The following is a 26,916-nucleotide window of genomic DNA, read 5'->3' as shown; positions in this document are numbered from 1 at the left end:
ATCGACAACATCGAACTGTATGCAAGTCTTAGTGAAACAGAATAACAACAACTCTATTTCACTAAAGCGTGCATGGAAACGACACAAAAGGAACTTTAAATGAAATTAATTATTACCACTTTGGCTCTTATCGGTTGTTTATTTTCTGCTAATAGCGCTGCGCGCGATGATCTGCAAACACTACCAGTTGAAGCATTATTGCAAACAACGAAAGCAAAAAATGCGCTGCTTGATATTCCTCTTTATTTTGCCAGTCAAAGTCATAGCAAAATCAAAAGCAGTTATGGTGAAGTGATAACAAATAAAAAAACCAATGCGTTTAACAAAAGTGACCGCGAAGCATGTGAGTGGGTAATGTTAAGTGCGCTTAAGGCTCTACAAGAGCGTGCTAAACGTGAAGGCATGAATGCAGTCGTGAATATTCAATCTTATTATAAAAAGCGCGAGTTTGTGAGTGAGACTGAATATCAGTGTGGCGCGGGTACTTTTATCGCAGGCGTAGCATTAAAAGGCACTTTAGTTAAGTTATAACTAACTAAAACCATTTTTTTTCTGTATAATTTGCGACCCTTGATAAGATGGCCGCAGGTTATACAGCATGAATTTTAAATCATTTAGTTTTTCTTCTGAGATTCTTCAGGCGTTAGAAGAACTTAATTTCCAAACGCTTACTCCCGTACAACGTACTGCTATTCCTGCAATAAGAAAAGGCAAAGATGTACTTGTCAGTGCGCAAACTGGTACGGGTAAAACAGCTGCTTTTGCACTGCCTCTTATTCAAAAGCTGTCAGAGACCACACTGAGTGATAATAATGCGCCGAGTGCCTTAGTGCTTGCGCCAACTCGTGAACTTGCAGAGCAAATTGCCAATAACTTTAAAGCATTTGCAAAATACACTGAGTTAAAAACAGTGTGTTTATTTGGTGGAATTAACCTAGCCGGCCAAGCAAATGATCTTAAAGCAGGTGTTGACATTGTCGTAGCAACCCCTGGGCGTTTATTAGATCAATTACGTTTAGGTAATATCAGCTTAGCAAGTGTTAAACACCTTGTACTTGATGAAGCTGACCGCATGCTCGACATGGGCTTTATTAATGACATGCAAACAGTCATTAATGGCTGTGATGAAGCACGTCAAATTTTACTGTTTTCGGCGACTTTTCCTGCCGCAATTAAGCAGTTTGCAAGTAAAGTACTTAAGCAACCTGAAATTATCCATGTTGATCAAACGAACAGTACTGCCGAAACCGTTCAGCACGTAGTTTATCCAGTAGAAGAGCGCCGTAAACAAGAGTTGTTGTCAGAGCTTATTGGTAAGAAAAATTGGCAACAGGTTTTGGTTTTCGTAAACATGAAAGAAACCGCCGATGAGCTTGTTAAAGAGCTAAACCTAGATGGTATTCCTGCGGTTGTATGTCATGGCGATAAAACCCAAGGCAATCGCCGTCGTGCATTACGTGAATTTAAAGAGGGTAAAGTTCGCGTATTAGTTGCAACTGAGGTGGCAGCCCGCGGTATTGATATAGAAGGCTTACCACGTGTTATTAATATTGACCTGCCTTGGCTTGCTGAAGATTATGTACATCGTATCGGTCGTACAGGCCGTGCTGGTAAACCAGGACAAGCTATCTCATTCGTTAGCCGTGAAGAAGAAAATACCCTATTCGATATCGAAAAGTTAATCGGCCAGCGCATTAAACGCATAGTGTTACCCGGCTATGAAGTGAGTAATCGTGATGTATTGATTGATAAAATTGGTAAAAAGCCCGCGCACCTACGCCGTAGTCGTACAAATAAGCCGTCTGGTCAGGCGACAGGCGAAGCACGTGCTAAAAATCGCTCGCGTATTGCCAAGGTACGTAAGTCCTTAAAAGGCGGAAAACTAAGCTTAAAAAAATAACTAATTGAATTTTAGTTAATTTTGAAAGGCCCTGTCGCGAATACGCTACGGGGCTTTTTGTTACCTATTCAAAACTAATAAAAATTACTTATTTGTTAATTTTTATAGACAAAATCATTAACAATTCTACCTCATTGAATTACAATCGCTTTTCGAAAAGCTCAAATGGCGTGAAGGTCACGCTTGTATTTAAATGGATGTTTATGCAGTACGTAAGAAAAATAATTACCCGTGCTATTCTACCTGGCATTTTTTTTAGCCTTGCACATGTACCCCTCAAAGCTGTTGCTTATGATAAAGTCGAATTTTCATTAGCTCATATCAATGAGTCTATTCGTGTCGACGGTGTCATGGACGAAGCACATTGGCAGCACGCAACTAAGATACCTCTTAAATATCAAAACGAACCCAATGAAAAAGGTGAGCCACCTGTACAAACTGATGCTTATATGTATGAAGATGGTAAGTATTTGTATGTTGGATTTGTTGCCAAAGATAATGATCCTAGTCAAATTCGTGCAGCACTTCGGGACCGTGATACGCTGTGGCAAGATGACAATGTTGCCTTAATGATCGATACCTTTAACGACGAGCGTACAGGGTATGAGTTTTATGTAAATCCACTTGGTGCTCAAGGGGATATGCGTATGACAGACACTGATGATTGGGCTGAAGACCCTTCATGGGATGCAATTTGGGATAGTGCAGGGCAGATCACTGAAAACGGCTATGTGGTGGAAATGCGAATCCCTTTTACTGCATTACGCTTTCCTAAAAGCCAAGAGCAATTGACATGGAGCTTTGCTGTTTGGCGTAACTACCCGCGAGACGTATTTTATCAAATGTCGAATGTCGGTTTTGACCGTGATGTTAAGTGCAGTTTTTGTCAATTTGATAAATTAACTGGTTTTAGAAATATGAGTGAGAGTAAAAATATTCAGCTCACACCGACATTAACAGCACTTCGCCATGATACAAAAGACACTGTGCCAGGAGATTGGCAAAATGGAGATATCGACACTGAGGCTGGCCTTGATTTACGTTGGGGTGTGACTCAAGATGCGGTCATTAACGCTACAATTAACCCTGATTTTTCGCAAGTTGAGGCTGACTCACTTGAGCTTGATGTTAATACCACTTATTCAATTTACTACGCCGAAAAACGTCCATTCTTCTTAGATGGTGCGTCTTATTTTGACACTAACCAACTTGAATTACTGTATACACGTACCATTGCAGAGCCAGAAGTCGGTGTTAAGTTAACAGGTAAAACAGGGACGCACAGCTATGGCTTTATGTATGCGGATGATGAAAATACCAGCGTTTTGCTACCGACTAACCAAGGCTCTGGTTTTGCCAATCTTGGTGATAAAACACATTCAGCTGTAGGACGTTATCAACTTGATATAGGCCAAAAGGGGACGATTGGGTTGATGACAACACACCGTGAAAGTGGTGATTATCACAACACAGTTTTATCCCTTGATGGTAGTTATTGGTTTAATCAAACGGATAGCCTTCAATATCAAGCTGTAACAACAGACACTAAGAACTCTGATTATTTAGTTGATGTGTATGGTCTTGAAAAAAATCAATCAGACCAAGCCTACAATATTGAGTTTAGCCGCAATAAACGTGATTACGAGCTTTACGCAAACTATGAAAATATAGGCAAAGATTACCGCTCTGACTTAGGTTATCAAGCAAAGGCTGACTATGAGCAAGTTCAACTTGGTGGAGGTCAAACTTGGTATCGTGACGCCGAGGATGCAATTACTGAGTACAGTTATAATGCTGAGTGGGATAAAACGTGGGCGCAAAATGGTGATTTACTCGAAGAAGAGTACGATGGCTTTATTACTTTTAAAGGCAAAATGCAGTCACAAACAGAAATTGGTTTTATTCACCGTAATGAGTTTTATGCTGGTGAGTTCTTTAATCAAAATATTGGCTATATCTACGGTGGTTTTAGGCCAATTCGTGACGTGCGTTTCTTATTGTATGCGCAATACGGTAGCAAAATAGATTATAGCAATGCCGCCCTTGGTACTATGGTACGAATTGAGCCAGAAATGACATGGGACATTAACGACCATTGGCAAGTCCAATTAGAGCACAGTTACAGCTATTTAGATAACGAACAAAACGACCGTGTTTATACCGCTAACTTAACGGATTTGCGAGTTTATTATAAATTTAATATGCGCTCGATGCTGAAACTCGTTTTACAATTTGAAGATGTGGATCGAAATCATGAAGCTTATCTTTATGATGTAAGCCAAACGAATCGTGACTATGGTAGTCAACTGGTCTATTCCTACAAAATTAATGCCCAAACTTTATTTTACTTAGGCTACTCAGATAGAGGGTATGAGGATGACTCTCTTAAAGGGCTAGAAAGAGACCAACGAACCTTTTTTACAAAGTTAAGTTATGCGTGGCAGCTTTAGTTTCAGTTAAAAATTGGTCAGCTTAGGGCTGACCAATTTCTTCGTTTACTTTACTTCTTACAACCCCTTCAAGGCTTTTTAAGCCCCATTGCTTTCCAATCTCGACAGCTTCATCAATTGGCTGTTTTAAGGTAATAGCATTGTAAAGCGCAACAAGTGCACCAACACGGTTGCTGCTAGCACAATGCAACAAGGTTGTTTGCTGTTGATGTTCATTGAGCAAACTTTGTAGCTTAGTGGCATTTTCAATCGTAATATCAGCTTTCGATTGCACAGGAATATGGTAATAATTCATGCCAAGCTCGGTGACTAAATCTTGCTCAGACCAATTAGTTTCGTTATCCCCACGTAGGTTAATGATATTTTTAACTCCCAGCTCTTTTAATTTTGCAAAATCGGTTTGATTCGGCTGACCTGAGGTCAATACATACTCAGATTGAGCTTTCAGGTTATAAATATCTAGCTCTGTGGTGATTGTTTGTGTTGCTAATACTGAAAATGACAGCATTGAGGCTAATACTAACTGTATGAACTTATTCATATTATTCCTTCAAATGTGTTTAATTTTTACTGTAGACGGTTTTACCACGGCTGATGGTTTCTAACACGTGTAAGTTATGAAGCTCTGCAGGCTTTATTTTTAAAGGGTTATTATCAAGGATAATTAAATCCGCTTGCATCCCTTGTTTTAATTGCCCTTTTGAGGTTTCTTCAAAGTGTTGATACGCAGGCCATATTGTCATTGCTTGCAATGCAGTATACACAGAAACCCGTTGCTCAGGACCTAATACTTGATCAGTACGAGTTGTGCGGTTAACCGTTGCATCTAATACGCGAAGAGCATTGGGCAGTGCCACTGGCGCATCATGATGGGTGCTAAACATTAGCCCTTGCTTGCGAACCGCATGGGTTGGTGAAATAAAATCTGCACGGGGGTGACCAAGCACCGAGTTTACATGCCAGTCGCCCCAATAAAAGGTATGCATTGGGAAGAGTGATGGAAAAACGCCTAACTCTTTAAGGCGGTTAACTTGGTCCTGACGAATTGTTTGACCATGAATGAGCACAGGGCGACGGTCTTTTTTGCCAAGCTTGTTATTCGCATTTTCAACAGCATTTAAAAATTGTTCAATGGCGGCATCACCATTCGCATGGGTCATAACTTGCCAGCCATTAGCGAAGGCTGTTTCAACATATTTATAGGCTTGCTCATCGCTAAAAGTAGGGTAGCCTGCATAACCCTGCTCTTGGCCTTCAGGGGCTTTTAAATAAGGATGAGTTAACCACGCAGTTTTACCTTGCGGTGAGCCATCAAAATTTAGTTTTACCCCACCGATGCGAAAATGGTTGGTGTAGTCTTTACTATTATAAGTTGAGTTCATGAAACTACTACTCGTAGCCATATCCGCATAAGCAACCACATCAATCACGAATTTATTCGCTTTTGATGCCCTTACCATTGAATCATAAGCTTCTTGGGTTGCACGGCCTTCTTGCGCCGTTGTGTAGCCGTATTTGGTATACATTTTTTGGCCTTCTTCAAGCATCATGTCTTGTAACTCAGGATCAAAAGATTGCATGAGTTTAAACAATAAAGCAAAGTGTGCGTTTTCTTCGAGTACACCACTTGGTTCTTGTGAGTTAGGCATTCGGCGTATCAGTCCGCCATCAGGATTTTTAGTGCTGGCATCAATGCCAGCCATGGCTAACGCTTTACTGTTTGCAACACTTAAGTGGCCTGAGGTATGAATTATAATTACAGGTTTATCTGTACTAACTAGGTCTAAATCCATTTTAGTTGGATACCTATCAAGTTCAGCATCATCGTAACCAAAGCCTAAAATTGCCCCTGTTTTTTCGATAAATGTAGTGTAGTCAGGGTTATGTTGTGCTGCTTTTAGGATGTTGACGATTTGCTCAACGCTATTGGCATCACCATCTGGGCTAGGTAGAACATTGGCGACCATGGCTTGCAAGCCAACACCATATACATGGCTATGGCCATCTACAAAACCAGGCATTAAAGTTTTACCTTGCAGATCAATGAGCTTTGTTTTGCCAAACTTATATTCAAGTGCTTTATCTTTATTACCCACAAAGATAATTTTTTCACCTTTTGTTGCGATTGCTTGTGCGTACTCTGGTTTATCATCGGTCATAGTAAGAATATCACCACCATAATAAATAGCATCTGCATAGCTAACTTGCAGTGGCAGAGTTTTAGCTGTTTGCACAGGGGCTTTATCACAGGCCGTTAAGGCGAGTAATGTACAAGCGAGTGCGAGGTGATACTTCATGTGTAGCGTCCTTGTTTATTAATTATGTCTTTGAGCAATATAAGAATATAGTCTGTTTATATAGGTTGTGTTTAAAAAATGGGCTTAAATTTGATTGAAGTCAAACTCGATTGTCGAAGCTGCTAACTGATTCTTACTATAAAGCTGAGTGCCACAGGGTAATTACACAGGCAAAAAAGCCAAGCGAGTGCTTGGCTTTTTTCTTCAGAAGAGGTGCTCACTTAAGGCTGATAATAAATCGGTGATTCAGGGCCCACAGGTAATCCCAGTACAAATACCCATAAGTAGAATAACGCGACCCAACCAACAAAGAATATCATGCTGTAAGGAAGCATGGTCGCAACCAATGTACCAATACCCATGTCTTTCTTATATTTAGTTGCAACAGCTAGTATCAAGCCAAAGTAACTCATCATTGGAGTAATAAGGTTTGTTACCGAGTCACCAATTCGATACGCTGCTTGAATAGTCTCCGGTGCGTAGCCTATAAGCATTAACATTGGTACGAAGATTGGTGCAGTGACAGCCCACTGTGCTGATGAAGAACCCAAGCTTAAGTTTACTAGCGCACACATTAAAATGAATAGCACGAAAACTTCAGGACCAGTTAGGTTTAGCGCTTGTAATAGAGCAGCGCCGTTAATCGCTAAAATTGTGCCTAAGTTGGTCCATTTAAAGAAGGCAACGAACTGTGCTGCAAAGAATACCAGCACAATGTACATCCCCATCGAGCTCATGCTTTTACTCATGGCATCGATGACATCTTTATCGTTTTTCATGGTGCCAACAACGCGGCCGTAAACAAACCCTGGGATACCGAAAGTCACAAAGATAAATACTACAATGCCTTTTAAAAATGGCGAGTGTGCTACAAGGCCTGTTTCTGGGTTGCGTAAAATGCCGTCGTCAGGAACAATTGTCCATGCAAGTAATAATGAAACCACTAACAATGAAACACCAGCCCACTTAAGGCCTGACTTTTCTTTATCGGTTAAACCGGCAATATCATTTTTTGGCAAATCATTACTAGCTTCTTCTGGGTTGTATTTGCCAAGCCGCGGCTCAACGATTTTCTCAGTAACGAGAGTACCCAAAATAGCGATTAAAAATACTGAAATCATCATGAAATACCAGTTAGCTTCAGCGCCAACTTGGTAGTTCGGATCAATCATTTGTGCAGCGGGCGTAGTGATACCAGCTAGCAAAGGGTCAATGGTGCCTAGTAATAAGTTAGCGCTGTACCCACCTGAAACACCCGCAAATGCGGCAGCAAGACCCGCAAGTGGATGACGGCCAAGGCTGTGAAAGATCATTGCAGCGAGTGGAATAAGTACTACGTAGCCAAGCTCTGATGCCGTATTTGATAAAATCGCAGCAAACACCACCATAAAGGTAACTAATCGTTTAGATGCACCCATTACCATGCCACGCATAGCTGCAGAGAGTAAACCTGAGTGCTCTGCAACACTGACGCCCAATAAAGCAACCAGTACCGTACCAAGTGGCGCAAAGCTGGTAAAGTTAGTCACAAGCCCTGTAACGATACGTTGTAGGCCTTCAGCACTGAGTAAGCTGACAACCTCAATTACACCATCAGGGTCGCGACCTGCAGCACCTTCTGGGCGTGGGTCGATGGCACTTAGGCCAAACCAATCGGCAATACCACTGAATACGATGATCGCAACACAGAACATTGCAAATAATGTAATAGGGTGGGGTAACATATTGCCCAGAAATTCAACGGTGGCTAAAAATCGGTTAAATAACCCATTGTTACCACCCTCATGGGTGTTGTGAGAGTTTATTGTTTTTGACATGTCCAGTTCTCGTATTTTCAAAATGGCGCTAACCTAGCATTTTTTACCGGACAGATCATGTTTTAGCGGTGGGAATCGTTCTAAGTACGCTCAATGACACCCTTATATAGCAAGGGGTAGCGGCGCAAACGTTTACCAATATAATCATCAGCTAGAATTTGCGCGCAAATTTGCTCTACATCATTGCTTGCTTCAAACACCCAATCAAAGCGCTCAATAGCGAGCAGAAAACCACGCTTAAGAAACTGTTGCTCACGATAGTAACTCAGATTATCGCGGATGATATCTAACTTATCAGGATTACTTTTAAGTTCATTAATAACCTCATTGATAAATACAGTCTGTTGTTTTGACTCAGCTTTTACCCGTCGTTTCATTATGTATTCATAGTTCCTTTTCTGCGATATAAAGCACTTTCTTTAAAAAGTCTTCTTTATTTTTTTCGTGTTGATAGTCAAGGTGATAGGTATTGTGAAAACCAAAGCGCAGTAATACACCGCTGCCTTTTAGATATACTGTATAGCCATCGATATCTGAAAAAGCGCAAATACCTTCATAGAGTTTACCGTCTTCGTGATCTTCACCGTGTTGAATAATTTTCTCATACACAGAAAGAATTAATTTACCGTCTAACTCGTTTTTCATGATGACTCCTTTTTGGTGTAATACGTTTACTATCTATAAAAAGTTTAGTGCTATTCTTAATGTTTTGAGTGTTAATAAGCTTTACTTTGCGATAAATCATTAAAATGACATTAGCATGGCTGATGTCGAAAATTTACAATCCTTTGGCTTACCTTACGCTTAAGCTACGTTTTATTTGAGGATCGCACAATGAAATATAAGTTTTTTCCTTTGGTGCTGCTAACAGGCTTGTTGCTTGTTAGCCAAAGAATATCGGCGAATACACCCCCCCTTGTTTTAGAAAATGAAGCAGGACAAATTGTTAAACTTGGCAGTTACTTAGGCAAGAAACCAGTTTACTTAAAGTTTTGGGCTACCTGGTGCAAGCCATGTATGGAGCAGATGCCGCATTTTCAGCATGCTTATGAGCAATATGGCGATAAAATTCAATTTGTAGCTATTAATATCGACCTCAATGATGATGCACACGCTGTTGCTAAGGTTAAAGAGCGTTTCTCACTTAGTATGCCACTATTTACGGATCACACAGGCCAAGTTGCGAAACATTATGAATTTATGGGCACCCCTTTTCATGTGTTAATTGATAGCGATGAGAAAGTGATTTTTCAAGGCCACGAAGCCGATAAGCCGCTTGATAACACATTACGTTTGTTATCACACAATGGCAAAGTTGAAAAAGCACGACTGCTTAGCGAAAAACAAGGCCAAGCGACTCCATTGACTATTCCGAAAAAAGGCAAAAAAGCAGTGCTATTCACCGCAACGTGGTGCGACTGGTACTTAGCCGACACTCGCCCTGCTATGGCAAAGCAATGTGTATTAGCACAGCAACATGTTAATAAGTTGACAGAGCAAGGAATTGATGTGGAAGTTAAAGTGAGCCAGCTGTGGACCGATCAAAGTGCAGTGCAAGAATATGTTGATAAATTCTCTGCAAGTATGCCGGTTTCAATCGATTATGGTAACGATTTATTTCTCGAAAATGGCATTAATTCGGTACCAACTTTACTTATCTACAACGATGGAAAGTTAGCCACTACACAGGCTAAATTTTAGCTAAAAACCGATTAATTTAGCTTTGTAATTATACAAATTTAGCCTATGCTCTAGGCTCATTACACAGTGAGCCTAGAGCATGATAGATAAGGCATTATTAGCAAAAACACGCGAGTTATCTGACCGATTAATCGCACTGCAAACACCCATTCGTATTCTTGATGCGATCAATTGGGATAAACAGATCAAAGAAGAGTTTTTTAAGCATAAATGCCAGAAAAACCCAACGGTTGATCAAGCCTATTACCAGCAACGTGATCTTGGTTTTGTACCAAGTGAGTTACGCCGTGCGTTTTCTGATTTAAATCGCGATATCATCAGCCAGTTAGGGCAACTCAATCCGATTGCCCAATTCATGAGCAAGATGTGTACTGAATATAAAACTGTACTTAGTATGATTGAGTATCGTGGCACGCCTGAATTTCATGATCTTTCTGTTGAACTATTTGGTCACCCCAAAGATTTATTCCATGCTGGAGAGCCTTCACTTGCTGAGCTTGCCACTATGCTTGAGCAGCCGCTAAAGAGTATGCTCGATGCCGATATATTGCCTGATGATCCCAAAAATATTGATGCAGAAGATGCAGTTAAAATTTTAGCATCGCAAGTGGCTCAAACAATGCCGGGTATCGATGTTGAGGTCATTCTGAGCGACGGTATTGTTAGTGACGCTGCAGCGGGTGCAAACAACATTAAACTTAATCAAGATGTTAAGTTTTCACAGCGGGAGCTTGATATTCTTGAAGTGCATGAAGGCTGGATCCATGTGGGGACGACCCAAAACGGTCTTGCGCAGCCTTATTTAACTTGTTTAAGTAAAGGCACACCGAGCTCTACGGTTACCCAAGAAGGCCTTGCGGTGTTGACCGAAATTATTACCTTAAAGTCGACGCCTCGACGTTTAGCAAAATTAGTTAACCGTATTCAAGGGATTACCAAGGTTATTGATGGCGCTGAATTTGTAGACATTTATCGTGACTATGTAGCACAAGGCTTGAGCAAGGACGACAGCTACACGCTCACTCAACGCGTGTTTAGAGGAAGTACAGCAACAGGCTTACCTTTTACAAAAGATATTGCCTATATTAAAGGTTTCGTGTTGGTGTATAACCTAATACGAGTTGCCATTCAGTTAGGCCGAATTGATCAATTGCACTTGCTATTGGTTGGTAAAATCTCAATAGACGATTTCAGACTGATATCACAATTGCATGATTTAGGTGTGATTGAAGACCCTAAATTTATTCCGCCACACTTTAAAGACTTGCGAGGCCTAGCAACGTGGCTGAGCTTTGGTCGTTTTATTGGCAACTTGTCGTTTGAGCAATTAGAAAACGATTACAAACCATTGTTTATTTGATCTATTTAAATGTGGAGTGGCGATAATTTATTTAGCTCCACACTCTCAAGTGATTATTTAATTCAAACTACAAAAATTTTTGTTAACTTTATGTACCAAAAAGTCATTTCAAGCATAAAGTGATACCTAATTCATTCTGATTTTTCCCTCGAAAATCTTTTTAGTAAACCTCATATTTACAATTTTTATATTGTTTTGTTATCAGGAACAAAAGGTGTTTTTATAGATGTTGTTGAATATAGTGTGTTTTTTTCTTAATGAAATGTTATCAGAAAGTTTCAATAAACACTTGTATATACCACGTGTTAATGGTAAAAATATTTTGTTACATCGAAAGTGCGAAAGTAACTAAAATAATAATTCAGGGAAAATTATGATACATAAAAACAACATATTCAAAAAAGCGGCTTTATGCGTTGCCGTTTGCTCATCTTTAACACTTTACAGTGCGCAGTCACTAGCAAGTAACGTTGATGGTGCAATTAAAGGGGTAGTAACACAGCAACAAGGCGATGCACCAATTGCCGGTGCAACTGTTACTATTACGAACGAGACAAATGGTTTCACGAAAACGCTTATCGTAGACTCTAGAGGTCAGTTCAACTTAAATTCAATTCCTGTAGGTGTTTACAATATTCGCATTGAAAAAAGTGGTTATCAAACATCTGAACTTAAAGACGTAACAATCGGAATTGGTAAAGTTGCAGCGCTTGAAGTAGAGATGATAGAGGGTAACTTAGAGGTTATTTCTGTAACGGGTAGCCGAATTGCTCGCGTTGATACAACAAGCTCAGAGGCTTCTTTCAATATTTCTGCTGATGAACTAAACCGTTTACCAGTTGCGCCTGATATCACATCAGTAGCATTACTTGCTCCAGGTGTTAACTTAGGTGATTCTCGTTTCGAAGATGCGAAAGGTAACTCACTTGCAAGCTTTGGTGGTGCATCTCAAGCTGAAAACGTTTATTACGTGAACGGTCTTAACATGACAAACTTCCGTAATGGTGTTGGTGGTGCGACTATTCCTTTCTTAGCTTATGAATCTTTCCAAGTTAAAACGGGTGGTTACTCAGCTGAATTTGGTCGCTCAACAGGTGGTGTAGTAAGCTCTGTAACTAAATCGGGTACTAATGAGTTTAAATTTGGTCTACAACATAGACAAGATCTTGGCTCGCTATACGGTGACCGCCCTAGTTCGTACTATCAAGCCGATGACTGTCAGCAAAAAGTTGTAAACGGTGACATAGTTGAGACTTGTGCTAACCGTGTTGGTGACGTTATTGTTGATAATAGCCGTGATGCGCGTGAAACAAGCAAAACAGATATTTTTGCAAGTGGTGCTCTAATTGAAGATACATTATTCTTCTATGGTCTTTATGAAATGCGTGATAATGAATACGAAGATCTTATCAATCGTGGTAACGGTATGCGTATTCGTAAGGATGATGACCCTTATTACTTGGCACGTTTAGATTGGAATATTAATGAAGATCACTCTTTATCTGCATGGATGTTCAAAGACGAAAGTACTCTTGCGACTACTGATTACGACTTGGATGCAGATGGCAATATCATCAAAGACACGGCTCTAAATTCTGAAACCTTGTCTGGTGGTAAAAGCTGGTCTGTTCGTTATAACGGTAACATTACAGATTATTTATCAATCTCTGCAATGGCAGGTAAAGTTGAGTTTACGGATACTACAACAGCTGATGGCGCAGATTGTCCAGTAATTTATGACCTTTCATCTGGTCAAAACTTAGGTTGTTGGGCGTCTTTTACTATTGAAGATAATAGTGACGAACGTAAGCAATATCGTTTTGACGTTGACTGGTTAGTAACAGACAATCACAACTTGCGTTTCGGTTACGACGCAGAGAAAAATACATCAACGAGTGTTGTAAACCTTTCTGGTGATATCTACTACGCATACCAAAACTATGAAGCAGGTGCTGTATTACCAAATGGTTATACAATCCAAGAGTCTGGTCGTTATGTTCGTGTACGTAACTATGAAGTTGGTGGCGAATTTGATATCAACAATGAAGCGTTCTACATTGAAGATGTTTGGAATGTAAATGATCAACTAACTCTAAACATCGGTTTCCGTTGGGAAAGTTTCGAAAACTTAAATGCTGACGGTGAAACATTCGTTGAAATGAGCAATCAGTTTGCTCCTCGTTTAGGTATCGCATACGACATCTTTGCAGATGGTGAGCATAAAGTATTTGCCAATGCAGGTCGTTATCATTTACCAGTAGCATCAAATACTAACGTTCGTTTAGCAGGTGCAGAGCTTTATACACATGACTATTACCAAATTGACAGCATCGGCTCAGATGATGTTCCACAATTAGGTGGTAAGCTTGGTGACACAGTTGTATTTGGTGACGGTACAGCACCTAGCCCTGTAAGTGTTCGTTCTTCAAGCCTTGAAGCAATGTATCAAGATGAATTCATCATTGGTTATCAAGGTATGATCAATGAAGACTGGTCAGCAGGTATCAAATATACTCGTCGTGAACTTAAGAGTGTAATTGATGATGCGAGTGCAGAAAAAGCATTTGAAAGCATCGGTATTGATGATGATCATTTCTTATTGCTTAACCCAGGTAAAGGCGCATCTTTCCAATATGACGCTGACGGTGACGGTGTTTTAGAGGACTATAACTTCACAGCTGAACAGCTAGGTTACCCAGAAGCAAAACGTAACTACAACGCTGTTGACTTAATGCTTGAAAGAGCATGGGATGGTCAATGGATGCTTAAAGCGAACTACACATGGTCACAAAGCTATGGTAATGCGGAAGGTTACGTTAAATCTGATAACGGTCAGGATGATGCTGGTCTAACAACAGACTGGGATTACCCATACCTAATGGACGGCGCTAATGGTTACTTACCTAATGACCGTCGCCATTCACTGAAAATCTTTGGTTCATATGCGATATCAGACAATCTAATCGTTGGTATGAATACGCGTCTAACTTCAGGCCGTCCTCGTAACGCACTGGGTGCTGGTTACTACCCAGACCAAGGAAGCTATCACTATGGTGATACTTACTATGTAGGTGACACTAAATTCTCACGTGGTAGCTTTGGTAGAACTCCTTGGACTGCGACAGTAGATGTTAACTTCAAGTATGACCTTAGCTACTTAGACGTATTTGATTCTGCTTTCGTATCTCTTCAAATTGAAAACTTGTTCGATGCGAGCAATGTAACTAACTATGAAGAGGTTGCTGAATCGGAAGCTGCATTCAATGGTAATGCACAGTTCGGTTCACCAGTTTCTTGGCAGACACCACGTACTGTTGAAATGGTTTTCAACATGACGTTCTAAAAACTTAAGCTTATTGCTTGATTTTTAAACAGAAAGCGCCTACTTTATAAGAGGGCGCTTTTTTTATGGAGAAAAAATATGATTAAACATTCAAGCCTAGTAGTTTCAGCAGTTTTAATGACAGCATGTAGTGCGTTGCCTATTAAAAAGGATATAGACGAAGGAAAGTTTCGAGTTGAAAACTTTCAATATGAGCATGGTAAGCAAAGAGATTATGTGTACTTAATGTGTAATAGCAAGTCTGTTTCAGCTTGGGAGCAAGCAAGGCAGTACGAAGCTGGCGACCACGTTCTTTGGGTTAAAGCCGTAATTAGTGAAAGAGATTTCCCATCTTCTGAAAAGAATGCTTTTGCTCGATTTGATATGAACTTTAAAGAAGGCGGAAACTACACGTTAAACCGTGAAGTAAAGGGAGATAAAATTTCTATTTGGTTCGCAGATAAAGAGACGGGTAATCAAGCCTCAGAAGTAATTACCCAGGAGCTGAAACGTCCTTTAGTAATCGAAGATCAGCTAAGAAAGAAACAGTGTTTAGAAGGTACTGTTTAATTGCATGAAATAAAAACGCAGCTGGAATGAGCAGCTGCGTTTTGTAAAGCTAAAGCATGTTGACTTACATGCTTTTAGTCGAGGAAATAGTTAACCAGTGAGTGCATCAACCTGTACTACATCATTCAGTACAATAACGTCAGCACGTTTGAAGAAGTTAAAATCTGTTGCGGTTGCTAATGTGTAAGCACCCATCATACGACTGATGATTAAATCACCGTTGCTTAATTTGGGTAGCATGATTGACTCACTCACCACATCGATGCTGTCACAAGTTGGGCCTGCCAATACCGACTCTACACGTTCGTTCGATTGTTTTAGCGACTCTATTGGGTATGAGGCTTCATCAAACATTAAACCACTGAATGAGCCATAAATACCATCATCTAGGTAGTACCAAGGTTTACCTTCACGTACAGCTTGACCCATTACCGATGCAACACTGGTTACAGCGCTGGCAACAATAAAGCGACCTGGTTCTGCAATGACGCGAACTGTCTCTGGTAACTGTGCTAAGGCATCATTAATCGGCGCACAAAACTCATCAATTGGCAGCACGTCTTTGTTGTACGGCACTGGGAAACCACCGCCGATATCAAGCGTACTAAGTGCAGGTAGTCCCAATGCAGCTACATCGTTAATCACTTGGTTACATGCAGCAATTGCTGTTACGTATTTAGCAGGGCTCGCTGTTTGTGAACCAACATGGAACGACAAACCTTTGATACGAATACCTAGTTGTTGCGCGTAAGTAATGATCTCAATAGCCATTGCAGGGCTACAGCCAAATTTTTTCGATAAATCCGCGAATGACTCTGCATTACGAAAACTTAAGCGAACAAGTAACTCAACGCGGTCTTTGTATGCAATGAACTTTTCTAGTTCATTGATGTTATCAACCACAAACACGTTACAACCATATTCAAGGGCATCACGAATATCACGGTCACGCTTGATAGGGTGCGTGTGAATAGTACGATCACTTGGTACACCTTGGCTGGCAACTAAGTCAACTTCACCGCTGGTTGCTAAATCAAAGCTGGCACCTTCTTCTAAAAGCGTGCGAACAACTGCTGCATGAGGAAGTGGCTTTAATGCAAAGTGTAAAACAACACCAGGTAAAGCACGGCTTAGTGCACGGTACTGGTGGCGTACAGATTCACAATCTAGCACCATTAATGGCGCACCATGTTGGGCAACAAGTTGCTCAATAAATTGATTTGATGGTTGTGCTATTGATTCGTTTGCAGCAACCGATGCTGCAGGTACTTTGATTGTTAAGTCTTGTGTAAGTGTTGAAATAGCCATTTTACTCTCCGGCAATTAAGCAACTGCTCGGAAAAAAATGGAAGTCCAAGTCAGTTGAGTGTTATTAAGCGCACCGTATGTTCTGTGCAATCAAATACACTCTTGGATAGTTGCTCTATCGCCTTGCTACAAACTAGGTTTGCAATGTACTCGGATTGGCTATCATCAAGAAGCGGCGAGATAATAGATCTGCTTTTTTATTTGCGCAAGCATTATTTCAAAGATTTTTTGAATTATTTTCAGTGTGTTTTTTGAACAGGTGAAGGGGCGTTTTTAAAATTTATCCCGTATGTTTTAGTATAAATGTCGAGCATTGCTTGGGTATCTTCTGGGCGGCTATTATTAGTATGGATTTCTTTAAGGTAGGCAGCCATATCATGGGTTTTCATGTAATTGTTCATTAATTCCATGGCCCTGCGACCTTGCGGTGTTTTACTACAAGCAAAATACCCATTTATAAATTTAGGTAACTCAATAATAGGACGGGATTCAATAAGAGACTGTTGCTCAACGGTTAAATGAGCAAATAACGTTTCTTGGTAACCAATAATGAAATCGATACGATTGTTCATGAGTAGATTACTTAGTTGTAAAAATGGGTTTTCACCATATATAACAGCTACATTTGAGGCATTACTTGCAAACAATTTGTCCAGTTGTTGATAACTTGTGGATCCAATTATTCCGAAAATATAGTTTTTGTGTAGGAGTTGTTCCACTGAAATGTCAGAAGGTTTACTTTTTAGTTCATTTTTAAGACCAAATAACTGTCGTTGCACATGCATAAATGTTGGAACTGTTGAAAACAACATGTTCTGTTTGCGTTCTGGTGTTTTTATCGCATTAAAAGTACAGCTAGGTTCGTTACTTGATAAACGTTTAATTTGGCGTGCATGATTTGTAAACTGTAGCTTAAGATGGAACTCATTACCGAGTGCTGGCTGAATTGCTTTGACTAGATGGTAGTTAACGCTATTTTTATCAGTTTCATTGTCGAAATATGCATGAGATAGAATTATAAGCTTACTCTTATCACTAGCGAAAGCTGTGCTTAAGGTCAGCATTATTAAAAAAAGCAAACCTAGTCTCATGCATATCCTTTAATTATTTATCGAGCATTGGTGCTCTCAAAAATTTTGTCAGCTGATGCTGCAACAAAACCAGTGTAGAGTTCGCCATCCGGTTTTGCATAACGTAGCGCAAACTCATAAAAGCAACTCGGTACGGCAACAACACCATCGCTAAATTCAACTTCGCTATCATCAGCAAGCGTAGAAGACTGTTCAAGTAATACCTCTGGCGAACCTTTGATTTCGCCGCCCGATGTATTTAGTGCAAAACCGGCATCTTTAAGTGCTTGGTTAACACTTTCTATATCATCGAATTTCGCCAATTCATTGATGCTCACCGTAAAGTGATTAGCACGGTAACCCCACGCCGACATCCATGCTGCATATTCGCTTTCTGCTAGCAGTTTTTTGTAGGTGTCTGAACTTACTTGCCAGTGCGTACCTGAGTAAAGGAAATTATCCGCTGTTACAGCGTTTTCGTCAATCTGTTCAACCATATCGTTAACAATAGCTTGAAGCTCTTCTGAGCATTGTTCAACAAGTAATTCAGAAATGAAAACTTTAGGTTGCTTCGGATCTGAGTGTTCGAAGTGTTTAGCGTATAGTTTTTTCGCTTCGAAGTGGTATTCGCCGCATTCTTTGTAGCCAACTGCTAAGAAGTGCGCAGCTAGTTTTTCTAAACCGATTTTTTCATGGTTAAAGGTACGTAAAGCGATGTGATCGTTAATCACGTCATCTTTTTGTGTAGAGCCTAGTAGCTCATGTACTTTTACCGCCGATGGCGTAACTGATAAATAGTTGTCCCATAGGTTTTCAAATAGGGCGTTTACATCTGTGTGCATGTTTAATTCCTTCAATTAAGGCGGCGAGACCGCCAAACAATTATTCAATAATTAAGCCCGGCGCAAGGGTCTGTGGTAAGTTAACTTTATCGGCTTCAACAGAAGCAACAGGGTATGCACAGTAGTCAGCAGCATAATAAGCGCTTGCTCTGTGGTTACCACTGGCACCAATACCACCAAACGGTGCAGCGCTTGATGCGCCTGTAATTGGTCGGTTCCAGTTAACGATACCGGCACGAATACGTTTTAAGAAGTGCTGGTAGTCATCACTATCATCACTTAATAAACCAGCAGATAAACCAAATGAGGTGTTATTTGCTTCATTAATCGCACTATCGAAATCTGTATAACGGTATACCTTGATAAGCGGACCAAAGTGTTCTTCATCAGGCATGTCTTTAACAGCCGTTACATCAATAATACCTGGACTTACAAAACCAGTACCCGGTTCAAGATGCTTAAGCTCGACAAGAGAGGTTGCTCCCATATCAAGTAATTGCTGCTGAGCTGCAACCATACCGAGTGCTGCTTTTTCGCTGATCATTGCACCCATGAACGGTTGATCTTCGCTGAAGCTGTCGGCTACTTTAATGTGTTTGGTTGCAGCAATTAACTTTTCTAAAATTGCATCGCCATTTGCCGAGTTCTCAATAAATAAACGACGAGAACAGGTACAACGTTGGCCAGACGTAATAAAACCAGACTGAATAATATCGTGAACAGCGGCACTTACATCAGCAACATCTTTTACGATAAGTGGATTATTCCCACCCATCTCAAGCGCTAAGATTTTACCAGGGTGACCTGCAAATTGCTTATGTAATAGGTGACCTGTATTTGAGCTACCCGTGAAGAATAAGCCATCTATATCTTGGTGAGAAGCGAGTGCAATACCTGTGTCGACTTCACCTTGTACAAGGTTAATGACACCGGCAGGTAAGCCGGCTTTTAGCCAAAGTTTTAAGGTAAACTCTGCAACATGAGGGGTGAGTTCTGATGGTTTAAATACAACCGTATTACCCGCTAAAATAGCAGGCACAATATGACCATTCGGTAAGTGACCTGGGAAGTTATAAGGACCAAACACTGCAACAACACCATGTGGCTTGTGACGTATAAACGCTTTCGCCCCAGGCATTGGGTTTTCTGTGGTACCCGTACGTTCGTGATAGGCTCTAATAGAAATGGCAATCTTACCTGTCATTGCGCCTACTTCGGTACGTGTTTCCCAAAGTGGTTTACCTGTTTCACGGGCGATAATTGTTGCAAACTCTTCGCTATGCTCTTTAAGCTCTGCTGCAAAGTTTTCAAGAATAACAATACGCTCTTCAAGGGTCATATCAGCCCAGCCTAGCTGCGCACTACGAGCTGCTTTAATTGCATCAGCTACTTGCCCAGCCGTGGCTGTTTTACCCTGCCACACAACCTCGCCATTACTTGGGTTGATAGAACTAAAATCATGACCAAGGCCAGCTTGCCATTGGTTATCGATAAGTTGAGTTGTGACACTCATTTTAAACTCCTTAAGTGGTTACAAACGGAAGAACCGTGCTGCATCCCCTTGTTTTAATTTAAGTGCATCTGCCACTTCTTGGCTGATGATTAGCGTGTGCTTAGCGTGGTTATAATGAGCATGTTTGGTGAATGTTGCTCTAAAGTCATTCACGCCTTGATTACAAATAGCTAATGTATCTGAGCTTTTCTCATTAATGTGTGTAAGCTCACCGATGGTGATAGGACACACTTGTGACTCACGAACACTGCGAATATTGCCAAGTTTTGCTTCAACAGTGGGCCCTGCATCGAAAAGGTCGACATACCCACGGTGCTCAAACCCTTCTTTTTCTAACAGTTTAAGTGCAGGCTTTGTTTTTTCATGAACCTTACCAATCACAGCTTGCGCTTTTTTGCTCAGTAAGTTGGCGTAGATTGGGTATTTAGGCATTAATTCGCTGATAAATACTTTATCGCCTAAACCGACTAGGTGATCAGCTTGTGGAAACTCAATGCTAAAAAAGTGCTCTTGCAACCATTGCCAAAAAGGTGAATGGCCTTTTTCATCACTTACGCCACGCATTTCTGCGATGATGGTATCAGCAAAACGTTCGCTGTGCTGCGCCATAAATAGAAAGCGCGAACGCGATAAAAAGCGACCTGTTAAGCCTTTGCGGTTTTGTTCACGTAAGAACAAGGTACAAATCTCAGAGCAGCCTGTGTAGTCATTACACATACTCAGAATATCAACGGTGTTATACACGTTGAGAGTACGTGAATGGTGAACAGTTTTTCCAAGATGGTAATGATACAAAGGCACCGACATACCTACAGCGGCTTCAATCGCTGTAGTGCCGATAACGTCACCCGTTTTACTGTCTTCTAAAACAAATAAATAGGTTTCGTCTTGTGGTTTATTGATGTTTTTTGCAAAACTTTGATCGGCGCGATCGATTTTTTCTTGTAGCAAGGTGTCATCAACAGGTAATGAGGTAAACCCATGACCAGACTCCATCGCTATTTGCTTTAACGCGGCAAAATCATTTGCTGTGATAGGACGTAATACTTGCATTCATTGCTCTCCGATGGCGCACTGGTTTAGCAGCACGCCAACTAGAATTAACCGTTTACAACGTCTGCAACCGCTTTTTCAAAGCGAGCTAAACCTTCTTTAATATCCTCAAGAGGGATAACTAAAGATGGCGTAAAGCGCACAACATTTGTACCCGCAACAAGGCTCATTAAACCGTGTTTTGTGCTTGCTACTAGGAAGTCACGTGCACGGCCTTCAAATTTGCTGTTAAGTACCGCACCTAATAATAGACCTTTACCACGTACTTCACTAAATACATCGTATTTGTCGTTAATTGCAGCAAAGCCGTCGCGTAAAAGCTGTTCACGCTCTTTAACACCTGCGAGTACTTCTTCAGTATTGACAGTATCAAAAGCCGCTTCAGCTACAGCACATGCAAGCGGGTTACCACCGTAAGTTGAACCATGTGTGCCTACTTTTAAATGCTCTGCAATGCTCGCCGTTGTGATCATCGCACCGATTGGGAAACCACCGCCTAACGCTTTTGCTGTAGTAAGAATATCTGGAGTTACACCTAAACCTTGGTATGCGTATAAATCGCCGGTACGACCAACACCTGTTTGTACTTCATCAAAAATAAGTAAAGCATTGTGTTTGTCACATAACGCGCGAACACCTTTAATAAACTCGTTTGTTGGTGAAATGATACCGCCTTCACCTTGTAATGGCTCCATCATTACGGCACATGTGTTGTCGCTGATAAGTGCTTCAAACGCAGCTAAATCGTTATAGTCACAGTGATCAACGGCAGCAGGTTTAGGGCCAAAGCCATCAGAGTAAGCAGCTTGGCCACCTACAGTAACAGTGAAGAATGTACGACCGTGGAAACCTTTGTTAAACGCGATGATTTGGTTTTTTTGCTCGCCGTGTACATCTAATGCCCAGCGACGCGCTAATTTTAATGCTGCCTCGTTGGCTTCTGCACCTGAGTTTGCAAAGTACACTTTATCTGCAAATGTAGCGTCCGTTAACTTTTTAGCTAAGCGCAGTGCAGGCTCGTTTGTCATTACGTTTGATAAGTGCCAAATTTTTTCACCTTGCTCTTTAAGCGCATTGACAAGAGCAGGGTGACAATGACCTAAACAGTTAACGGCAATACCACCTGCAAAATCAATAAATTCTTTACCGTTTTGATCCCAAACACGTGAGCCTTTTCCGCGAACAGGGATAACCTCAGATGGGTTATAGTTTGGTACCATTACGTCGTTGAAAAGTTCTCTTGTTACTTGCATTTGTTGCACCTAAATATGGCTTAGTATGAAAAAAGTTAAATTGCAAAAAATAGGTCAGTTAAGCCGTTCCTGCCTAATTAAGCACGATGAGATTATTTTTCTTATCTATTTTTACTATTATCTGGGTTAGAAACTTAAATTTGCAGTGCTATTTTGTGAAAAATGACTAAAATAAAAAGCAAATTAACGAAAAGAGTAGTCAAAGTGATAACGCCACAAGACGAAAAGCTATTATCTATACTAAGAACAAATGCCCGCGCCAGTATCTCTGACCTAGCCAGGGCGCTTAATTTATCGCGCTCAACAGTGCAAAGCCGAATGTTAAAACTAGAAGAAACAGGTGTGATCAAAGGCTACAGTGTTGACTATGGTGATGCCTATTTGAGCCAAATGGTATCGGCGCACGTTTCAATTAAAGTAAAACAAAAATTGACCACTAAAACCAATCTTGAGTTGAAGCAAATTGATGCCATTTCGCAGCTCTACGCAATTAGCGGTGAGTTTGATTTGATTGCAGTTGTGCAAGCACAAAACCTTGAAAAGCTGAGCCACCTTTTAGATGATATTGGTAACTTAGATGGGGTTGAGCGTACTACATCGTCAGTGATTTTAGAGACGAAATTTAAACGTTAACCCTTAATTTGGATCAAGGTTGTTTTTACTCGGTTCAGAAATTACTCATTCAGTTTTTGGCTATAGATATTTAATTTGTATCTGCTTGAGGTGCTTTGCGAATGACTTTCTTTTCGACTTCATCAAGTTGTATAACATATGCATTGCCACCGATACCTTTAAATTCTTCATCGGTAAACACGATGGTGTTGTCATCGTAAAATGTGATAGCTTCTTTTTGAGTGACGATACCTAAGTCTATACGTGACACATCACCTGAGAAGAACTTATCGCCTTTAAAGTTTTCAAATAACCAGATGCTAGTCGAATCAAGTAAAACAAGTTTACTTCTGTCAGGGCTTAACGCGGCAGATGTGACCCAGCATAACTTTTCCATCGTCGTGCAGGTTTTGAATGAGTCAATTAATTCGGCATCGAAATTTGCGGCATGGTCGCCTACTTTATAAACATTGGTAATGCCATCGAATGGCTCGGTACGGTTTTTGGTAAATAAATACAAATGATGGTTAAAAGCAACAAATGCTTCTAAGTCAAAGTTACGTTTATTGGGGAGGATTGGGCTGCCATCCATTTCAGGGTAGGTGAATTTTATGATTTCAGCTTGTGTTGTATTACCCTTTATATCAATAGGGTTTTCTATTTTATAAATGGTTAGCCATTTTCGGTCATTGTTATTATTGCCAAAATCCCCTAAAAAGAAATGCCCGAACCTATTTTGAGTCATATCTTCCCAATCAATGTTTTTGGCATTGGTGACTAACACTTCTTTTGCGATTGAGCCATCCTCATTTAAACGATACAGTTTTGGCTGGTCGCCACTATCGTTAATTGCCCAAAGGCGATGCTTTTTATCAAATTCTATCCCTGATATTTCCTTGACTTTAGGATCAACAGATAAGCGTTTTTTACTGTATAAAGTATAAATTGATGTACCGATAAAAATACCGACAAGCGTCACGATCAGGGTTAGTGTAATTAATAGACTTTTTTTCAACATTAACAAGGGATTGGGATTTAGATATTAAATGTGATTATAGCTTATTAATGTTGTCTCTGTATATTCCAAACACTTGTGCCTGTTGTTGCAATAAAATTGACGTTATCGTGGAGTACTTTGTGGCCTACATTAAAAGATGATTCGGGCTGGCTAACAAGGTAACCCTGCACACTTCTAATACCCATTGATTTAACTAGTTCAAATTGTGCAAGCTCTTCAACGCCTTCGGCCACAATTTTTAAACCTAGTTTATGGCCTAACTCACTGACAGAGTGAAGTATCTTATTATATTTTGGGTTGTCATTGGCTTGCGCAATAAACAGTCTGTCCAGTTTTATTACATCAATCGGTAAGTCAGCAAGGGTACTTAAAGAGCTAAAACCAGTACCAAAGTCATCGATGGCGATAGTGATACCCTCACGGCGTAATTTCTCTAGGTCGTTTATAATTTTTTTACTTGCGGTGATTAATGTCGACTCTGTTATTTCCAACATAATAGCAGTTGCTGGCAGTCCTGTTTTAGAAAGTTTGGCCATTACCCAATCATAAATTGCCCGGTGTTTTAACTGAATGCCAGAAATATTCACCGATATTTTCACTTTCTTCATCCCCGCGTTATACCATGCAGCCATCTGCCGACATGACTCAAGCATGATCCAATCGCCGAGTTCTAAAATAAGATTCGATTCTTCAGCAATAGGAATAAACTCAACAGGAGAAATAGCGCCCTCAACTGGATGTTCCCAGCGTACCAAAGCTTCAAAATAATCGATTGCGCAATCGTCAACATCTACAATCGGTTGAAAGAATAAATGAAAGTTTTCAGAGGCAATTGCAAGGCGCATTTCCTCAAGTAAGTAATGATAGCGACGCATTTTATTGCCCATTTCAGGGGAATACACTTTAAAAATACCACGGCCATCAGTTTTGGCACGATACATCGCCACATCAGCCATTTGCAGTAATGTGTGAGGTGTCGCTGCACTGTCAGGGTAAGTTGCAATGCCTATGCTTGCGCTGATCTTAATCAGCTTATTACCGAGTACAAAATCCCTCTCGATTTCTTTTAAAACATTTTTAGCAATTTCAAGTGCTTGCTCTTTTGAGGTCAGGTGATTAATAAAGATAGAAAATTCATCTCCTCCCAAACGAGCTAAGTTTTGTTCAAGCTGGCTGGTGGCAGAAATATTGTTGAGCTTGTGATGGCGAAGCACACCCGTTAAGCGAGCAGCTACCTGAATAAGTACTTCATCGCCAAAGCTGTGGCCAAATGAATCATTTACCTGTTTAAAACCATCTAAATCGATAAATAAAAGTGCACAATTGAGTTTATCTATCTCTGCAACACTTAGTTGTCTGGCTAAATGCTCTAAATATGCATGGCGGTCTATCAGTAGGGTCAATTTGTCTTGGCAAATACTCGCCTGAGATTCACGGGTGTAAGTGGTAATGTGCGCGCTCAAAGCGTGAACATTTGCTTGTAAATTACAAAGTGTAGATTGCGAAGCTGAATGTGTGTTAGTAAGGTTTAGGTTGGAGAGTAGGGCTGAAGTTTGAACGTTAAGTTCTTTAATCGTCTGTTTCATGCTATCGCTTTGACGTCTTAGGCTGACCAACCAGGTGATAGCAATAATTAACAGCAACAAAATGATAACATTAATAGGCGCCATCAAAGTAGAAGTAATGAGCTGCTTTGTCTCAATAGCCGTGACTGTTTTTGTATCGGCTTCAACGACAACGTAATTTTGCTTGTTATGAGTGACTGTGTATTGGCCAGTTAAAAGAATGTTGTACCAAGGGGCCGGTGCTATACCTGATGGGGGGATTGCGAAAGTGGAAAGCATAGTTGTATTTGGTTGATAAGAAAGATCGTTAACCTGTTTAACTAATAAAATGTTTAAACCATAAAAAAAAGCTACTATGGTTATCATACAACTGCATACTATACGAAGAGCATTGGCCATTATTCACTACCGTCCTGGGCACTATTATATTGTTTACCAACCCGTAAGTTAATTTTTTCAGTATATGGCTTGTCACTAAAATAGACAAACCTTTTGTAATGTAATTAGAATGTTAATCTGTTAAGTAAGCAAAAAGTTGTATTTGTTGAGTGCAATAATCAGGCCTTTAATCTCTTAAAAATACTTTGTACTACACGATTAACTTCAATTTAATTCACTTTACCAACACTTACTTATTAACTACTTTTTACTGAGAAATGACTCAAGTTCAGTATTTAGAGTAAATGAGAATTTAACTTTCAAATTGGTTCGTTTATTGCTGACTTAAGGTTAGAAGTTTGATTAATCATGTTTTTGTTTGTTTTATGCACTTTTATGGTGCGTGCACAAATATTTTGCACTGTCATAATGCGTAAACAAAGATTTGATTTACTGAGTAAGGTACATGTTCTTTTAGGCAGTTTTTAGCGCATGTAATACACAGCCCCGACTGTTGAGTAGTTGAACACGGCACTGTGGCAAGGATTAATTAACCATCTGGTTGAATTGGAGCCCACTATGTTAAGTAAACGTTTTTTTAAAACCAAAGACGAAACCGAAGTTACTTTTGAATTTCAGCACCCAGACGCTGAAAATGTGCAATTAGTTGCAGAGTTTACAGATTGGCAGCCAGTGCCAATGAAATACAACAAAAAAGAACAGGTTTTCAAGTGCAAGCAGCGTTTACCGCTCGATAAACAATTTCACTTTCGTTACCTCATCAATGGTCATGTTTGGGATAACGACCATCAAGCTGACGCTTATACTCCTAATGTTTTTGGTACTGAAAATAGTGTTGTAAACACTCAACGCGCTTAATAGGTGCA

At 40.3% G+C, this 26,916-nt stretch carries 22 protein-coding genes; 9 read left to right on the top strand and 13 right to left on the bottom strand.

Translation table 11 applies throughout. The features are described from left to right. The first annotated feature begins 99 nt into the window (after positions 1-99). The 3 genes from PAARA_RS00485 to PAARA_RS00475 all read left to right on the top strand — a co-directional run bounded on the left by PAARA_RS00485 (position 100) and on the right by PAARA_RS00475 (position 4,350). Positions 100-531: a hypothetical protein gene (locus tag PAARA_RS00485; RefSeq protein WP_062567122.1), complete on the top strand. Its 432-nt coding sequence runs from the start codon at positions 100-102 to the stop codon at positions 529-531. A gap of 67 nt (positions 532-598) precedes the next feature. Then, a complete protein-coding gene (locus PAARA_RS00480) occupies positions 599-1,900 on the top strand; it encodes a DEAD/DEAH box helicase (protein ID WP_062567121.1) in 1,302 nt (433 codons plus the stop codon). Positions 1,901-2,103: 203 nt separating this feature from the next. Beyond that, positions 2,104-4,350, top strand: a complete 2,247-nt coding sequence (locus PAARA_RS00475) for a carbohydrate binding family 9 domain-containing protein (RefSeq protein WP_083515224.1) — start codon at positions 2,104-2,106, stop codon at positions 4,348-4,350. A gap of 22 nt (positions 4,351-4,372) precedes the next feature. Here the strand turns inward: PAARA_RS00475 and PAARA_RS00470 are convergent, their stop codons facing one another. The 5 genes from PAARA_RS00470 to PAARA_RS00450 all read right to left on the bottom strand — a co-directional run bounded on the left by PAARA_RS00470 (position 4,373) and on the right by PAARA_RS00450 (position 9,109). Next, on the bottom strand, positions 4,373-4,891 hold the full coding sequence (locus tag PAARA_RS00470) for a protein tyrosine phosphatase family protein (protein ID WP_062567120.1): 519 nt from the start codon (positions 4,889-4,891) through the stop codon (positions 4,373-4,375). 19 nt (positions 4,892-4,910) lie between these two features. Beyond that, positions 4,911-6,647, bottom strand: coding sequence for an amidohydrolase (locus tag PAARA_RS00465; protein WP_062567119.1), 1,737 nt, complete (start codon positions 6,645-6,647; stop codon positions 4,911-4,913). A gap of 221 nt (positions 6,648-6,868) precedes the next feature. After that, on the bottom strand, positions 6,869-8,464 hold the full coding sequence (locus PAARA_RS00460) for an AbgT family transporter (protein WP_062567118.1): 1,596 nt from the start codon (positions 8,462-8,464) through the stop codon (positions 6,869-6,871). Between the two features lie 80 nt (positions 8,465-8,544). Beyond that, positions 8,545-8,841, bottom strand: a complete 297-nt coding sequence (locus PAARA_RS00455; protein ID WP_062567117.1) for a hypothetical protein — start codon at positions 8,839-8,841, stop codon at positions 8,545-8,547. 7 nt (positions 8,842-8,848) lie between these two features. After that, positions 8,849-9,109, bottom strand: coding sequence for a DUF3081 domain-containing protein (locus PAARA_RS00450; RefSeq protein ID WP_062567116.1), 261 nt, complete (start codon positions 9,107-9,109; stop codon positions 8,849-8,851). Positions 9,110-9,298: 189 nt separating this feature from the next. Between PAARA_RS00450 and PAARA_RS00445 the strand changes: the two genes are divergently transcribed. The 4 genes from PAARA_RS00445 to PAARA_RS00430 all read left to right on the top strand — a co-directional run bounded on the left by PAARA_RS00445 (position 9,299) and on the right by PAARA_RS00430 (position 15,417). Then, positions 9,299-10,165 (top strand): TlpA family protein disulfide reductase, encoded by an 867-nt coding sequence (locus PAARA_RS00445; protein ID WP_062567115.1) that lies wholly within the window; start codon positions 9,299-9,301, stop codon positions 10,163-10,165. 79 nt (positions 10,166-10,244) lie between these two features. Beyond that, the gene (locus PAARA_RS00440) at positions 10,245-11,525 is read left to right on the top strand and encodes a flavohemoglobin expression-modulating QEGLA motif protein (protein ID WP_062567114.1); all 1,281 of its coding nucleotides are present in this window, start codon (positions 10,245-10,247) and stop codon (positions 11,523-11,525) included. A gap of 373 nt (positions 11,526-11,898) precedes the next feature. Then, a complete protein-coding gene (locus tag PAARA_RS00435) occupies positions 11,899-14,868 on the top strand; it encodes a TonB-dependent receptor (RefSeq protein ID WP_062567113.1) in 2,970 nt (989 codons plus the stop codon). A 78-nt stretch (positions 14,869-14,946) separates the two neighbouring features. Continuing rightward, positions 14,947-15,417, top strand: coding sequence for a hypothetical protein (locus tag PAARA_RS00430; RefSeq protein ID WP_062567112.1), 471 nt, complete (start codon positions 14,947-14,949; stop codon positions 15,415-15,417). 90 nt (positions 15,418-15,507) lie between these two features. On the opposite strand, the gene PAARA_RS00425 is transcribed toward PAARA_RS00430, so the two are convergent. From PAARA_RS00425 to PAARA_RS00400, 6 genes are all read right to left on the bottom strand, one after another. Beyond that, positions 15,508-16,725, bottom strand: coding sequence for a type III PLP-dependent enzyme (locus PAARA_RS00425; protein WP_062567111.1), 1,218 nt, complete (start codon positions 16,723-16,725; stop codon positions 15,508-15,510). Between the two features lie 239 nt (positions 16,726-16,964). Continuing rightward, entirely contained in the window at positions 16,965-17,816 is an 852-nt protein-coding gene (locus PAARA_RS00420) for a type 2 periplasmic-binding domain-containing protein (protein ID WP_062567110.1), read from the bottom strand. Positions 17,817-17,833: 17 nt separating this feature from the next. Continuing rightward, entirely contained in the window at positions 17,834-18,637 is an 804-nt protein-coding gene (locus PAARA_RS00415; RefSeq protein ID WP_062567109.1) for a DUF1338 domain-containing protein, read from the bottom strand. 40 nt (positions 18,638-18,677) lie between these two features. Then, positions 18,678-20,150, bottom strand: coding sequence for a succinylglutamate-semialdehyde dehydrogenase (gene astD, locus PAARA_RS00410; protein WP_062567108.1), 1,473 nt, complete (start codon positions 20,148-20,150; stop codon positions 18,678-18,680). Between the two features lie 18 nt (positions 20,151-20,168). Next, a complete protein-coding gene (gene astA / locus PAARA_RS00405; protein WP_062567107.1) occupies positions 20,169-21,203 on the bottom strand; it encodes an arginine N-succinyltransferase in 1,035 nt (344 codons plus the stop codon). 47 nt (positions 21,204-21,250) lie between these two features. Next, on the bottom strand, positions 21,251-22,456 hold the full coding sequence (locus PAARA_RS00400) for an aspartate aminotransferase family protein (RefSeq protein ID WP_062567106.1): 1,206 nt from the start codon (positions 22,454-22,456) through the stop codon (positions 21,251-21,253). Between the two features lie 204 nt (positions 22,457-22,660). On the opposite strand from PAARA_RS00400, the gene PAARA_RS00395 reads away from it, so the two are divergent. Beyond that, positions 22,661-23,089: an Lrp/AsnC family transcriptional regulator gene (locus PAARA_RS00395; protein ID WP_062567105.1), complete on the top strand. Its 429-nt coding sequence runs from the start codon at positions 22,661-22,663 to the stop codon at positions 23,087-23,089. A 70-nt stretch (positions 23,090-23,159) separates the two neighbouring features. Here the strand turns inward: PAARA_RS00395 and PAARA_RS00390 are convergent, their stop codons facing one another. Further along, positions 23,160-24,086 (bottom strand): hypothetical protein, encoded by a 927-nt coding sequence (locus PAARA_RS00390; protein WP_062567104.1) that lies wholly within the window; start codon positions 24,084-24,086, stop codon positions 23,160-23,162. 44 nt (positions 24,087-24,130) lie between these two features. After that, positions 24,131-26,017: a putative bifunctional diguanylate cyclase/phosphodiesterase gene (locus PAARA_RS00385; RefSeq protein WP_157066142.1), complete on the bottom strand. Its 1,887-nt coding sequence runs from the start codon at positions 26,015-26,017 to the stop codon at positions 24,131-24,133. Between the two features lie 591 nt (positions 26,018-26,608). Here PAARA_RS00385 and PAARA_RS00380 point away from each other — a divergent pair. Further along, the gene (locus PAARA_RS00380) at positions 26,609-26,908 is read left to right on the top strand and encodes an isoamylase early set domain-containing protein (RefSeq protein WP_062567102.1); all 300 of its coding nucleotides are present in this window, start codon (positions 26,609-26,611) and stop codon (positions 26,906-26,908) included. The last annotated feature ends 8 nt before the right edge of the window (positions 26,909-26,916 follow it).

The organism is Pseudoalteromonas arabiensis, assembly GCF_001550155.1.
In the GTDB taxonomy this organism is placed as follows: Bacteria; Pseudomonadota; Gammaproteobacteria; order Enterobacterales; family Alteromonadaceae; genus Pseudoalteromonas; species Pseudoalteromonas arabiensis.
This window is presented reverse-complemented; position numbering and strand designations above follow the sequence as displayed.

What these genes read in the sequence shown, in the direction of transcription:
- PAARA_RS00470 (WP_062567120.1), bottom strand. Translation starts at nt 4,891, where the DNA reads ATGAATAAGTTCATACAGTTAGTATTAGCCTCAATGCTGTCATTTTCA.
- astA (WP_062567107.1), bottom strand. Translation starts at nt 21,203, where the DNA reads ATGCAAGTATTACGTCCTATCACAGCAAATGATTTTGCCGCGTTAAAG.
- PAARA_RS00400 (WP_062567106.1), bottom strand. Translation starts at nt 22,456, where the DNA reads ATGCAAGTAACAAGAGAACTTTTCAACGACGTAATGGTACCAAACTAT.
- PAARA_RS00445 (WP_062567115.1), top strand. Translation starts at nt 9,299, where the DNA reads ATGAAATATAAGTTTTTTCCTTTGGTGCTGCTAACAGGCTTGTTGCTT.
- PAARA_RS00385 (WP_157066142.1), bottom strand. Translation starts at nt 26,017, where the DNA reads ATGATAACCATAGTAGCTTTTTTTTATGGTTTAAACATTTTATTAGTT.
- PAARA_RS00430 (WP_062567112.1), top strand. Translation starts at nt 14,947, where the DNA reads ATGATTAAACATTCAAGCCTAGTAGTTTCAGCAGTTTTAATGACAGCA.
- PAARA_RS00440 (WP_062567114.1), top strand. Translation starts at nt 10,245, where the DNA reads ATGATAGATAAGGCATTATTAGCAAAAACACGCGAGTTATCTGACCGA.
- PAARA_RS00460 (WP_062567118.1), bottom strand. Translation starts at nt 8,464, where the DNA reads ATGTCAAAAACAATAAACTCTCACAACACCCATGAGGGTGGTAACAAT.
- PAARA_RS00390 (WP_062567104.1), bottom strand. Translation starts at nt 24,086, where the DNA reads ATGTTGAAAAAAAGTCTATTAATTACACTAACCCTGATCGTGACGCTT.
- PAARA_RS00485 (WP_062567122.1), top strand. Translation starts at nt 100, where the DNA reads ATGAAATTAATTATTACCACTTTGGCTCTTATCGGTTGTTTATTTTCT.
- PAARA_RS00435 (WP_062567113.1), top strand. Translation starts at nt 11,899, where the DNA reads ATGATACATAAAAACAACATATTCAAAAAAGCGGCTTTATGCGTTGCC.
- PAARA_RS00475 (WP_083515224.1), top strand. Translation starts at nt 2,104, where the DNA reads ATGCAGTACGTAAGAAAAATAATTACCCGTGCTATTCTACCTGGCATT.
- PAARA_RS00380 (WP_062567102.1), top strand. Translation starts at nt 26,609, where the DNA reads ATGTTAAGTAAACGTTTTTTTAAAACCAAAGACGAAACCGAAGTTACT.
- PAARA_RS00480 (WP_062567121.1), top strand. Translation starts at nt 599, where the DNA reads ATGAATTTTAAATCATTTAGTTTTTCTTCTGAGATTCTTCAGGCGTTA.
- PAARA_RS00425 (WP_062567111.1), bottom strand. Translation starts at nt 16,725, where the DNA reads ATGGCTATTTCAACACTTACACAAGACTTAACAATCAAAGTACCTGCA.
- PAARA_RS00455 (WP_062567117.1), bottom strand. Translation starts at nt 8,841, where the DNA reads ATGAAACGACGGGTAAAAGCTGAGTCAAAACAACAGACTGTATTTATC.
- PAARA_RS00450 (WP_062567116.1), bottom strand. Translation starts at nt 9,109, where the DNA reads ATGAAAAACGAGTTAGACGGTAAATTAATTCTTTCTGTGTATGAGAAA.
- PAARA_RS00415 (WP_062567109.1), bottom strand. Translation starts at nt 18,637, where the DNA reads ATGCACACAGATGTAAACGCCCTATTTGAAAACCTATGGGACAACTAT.
- PAARA_RS00420 (WP_062567110.1), bottom strand. Translation starts at nt 17,816, where the DNA reads ATGAGACTAGGTTTGCTTTTTTTAATAATGCTGACCTTAAGCACAGCT.
- astD (WP_062567108.1), bottom strand. Translation starts at nt 20,150, where the DNA reads ATGAGTGTCACAACTCAACTTATCGATAACCAATGGCAAGCTGGCCTT.
- PAARA_RS00465 (WP_062567119.1), bottom strand. Translation starts at nt 6,647, where the DNA reads ATGAAGTATCACCTCGCACTCGCTTGTACATTACTCGCCTTAACGGCC.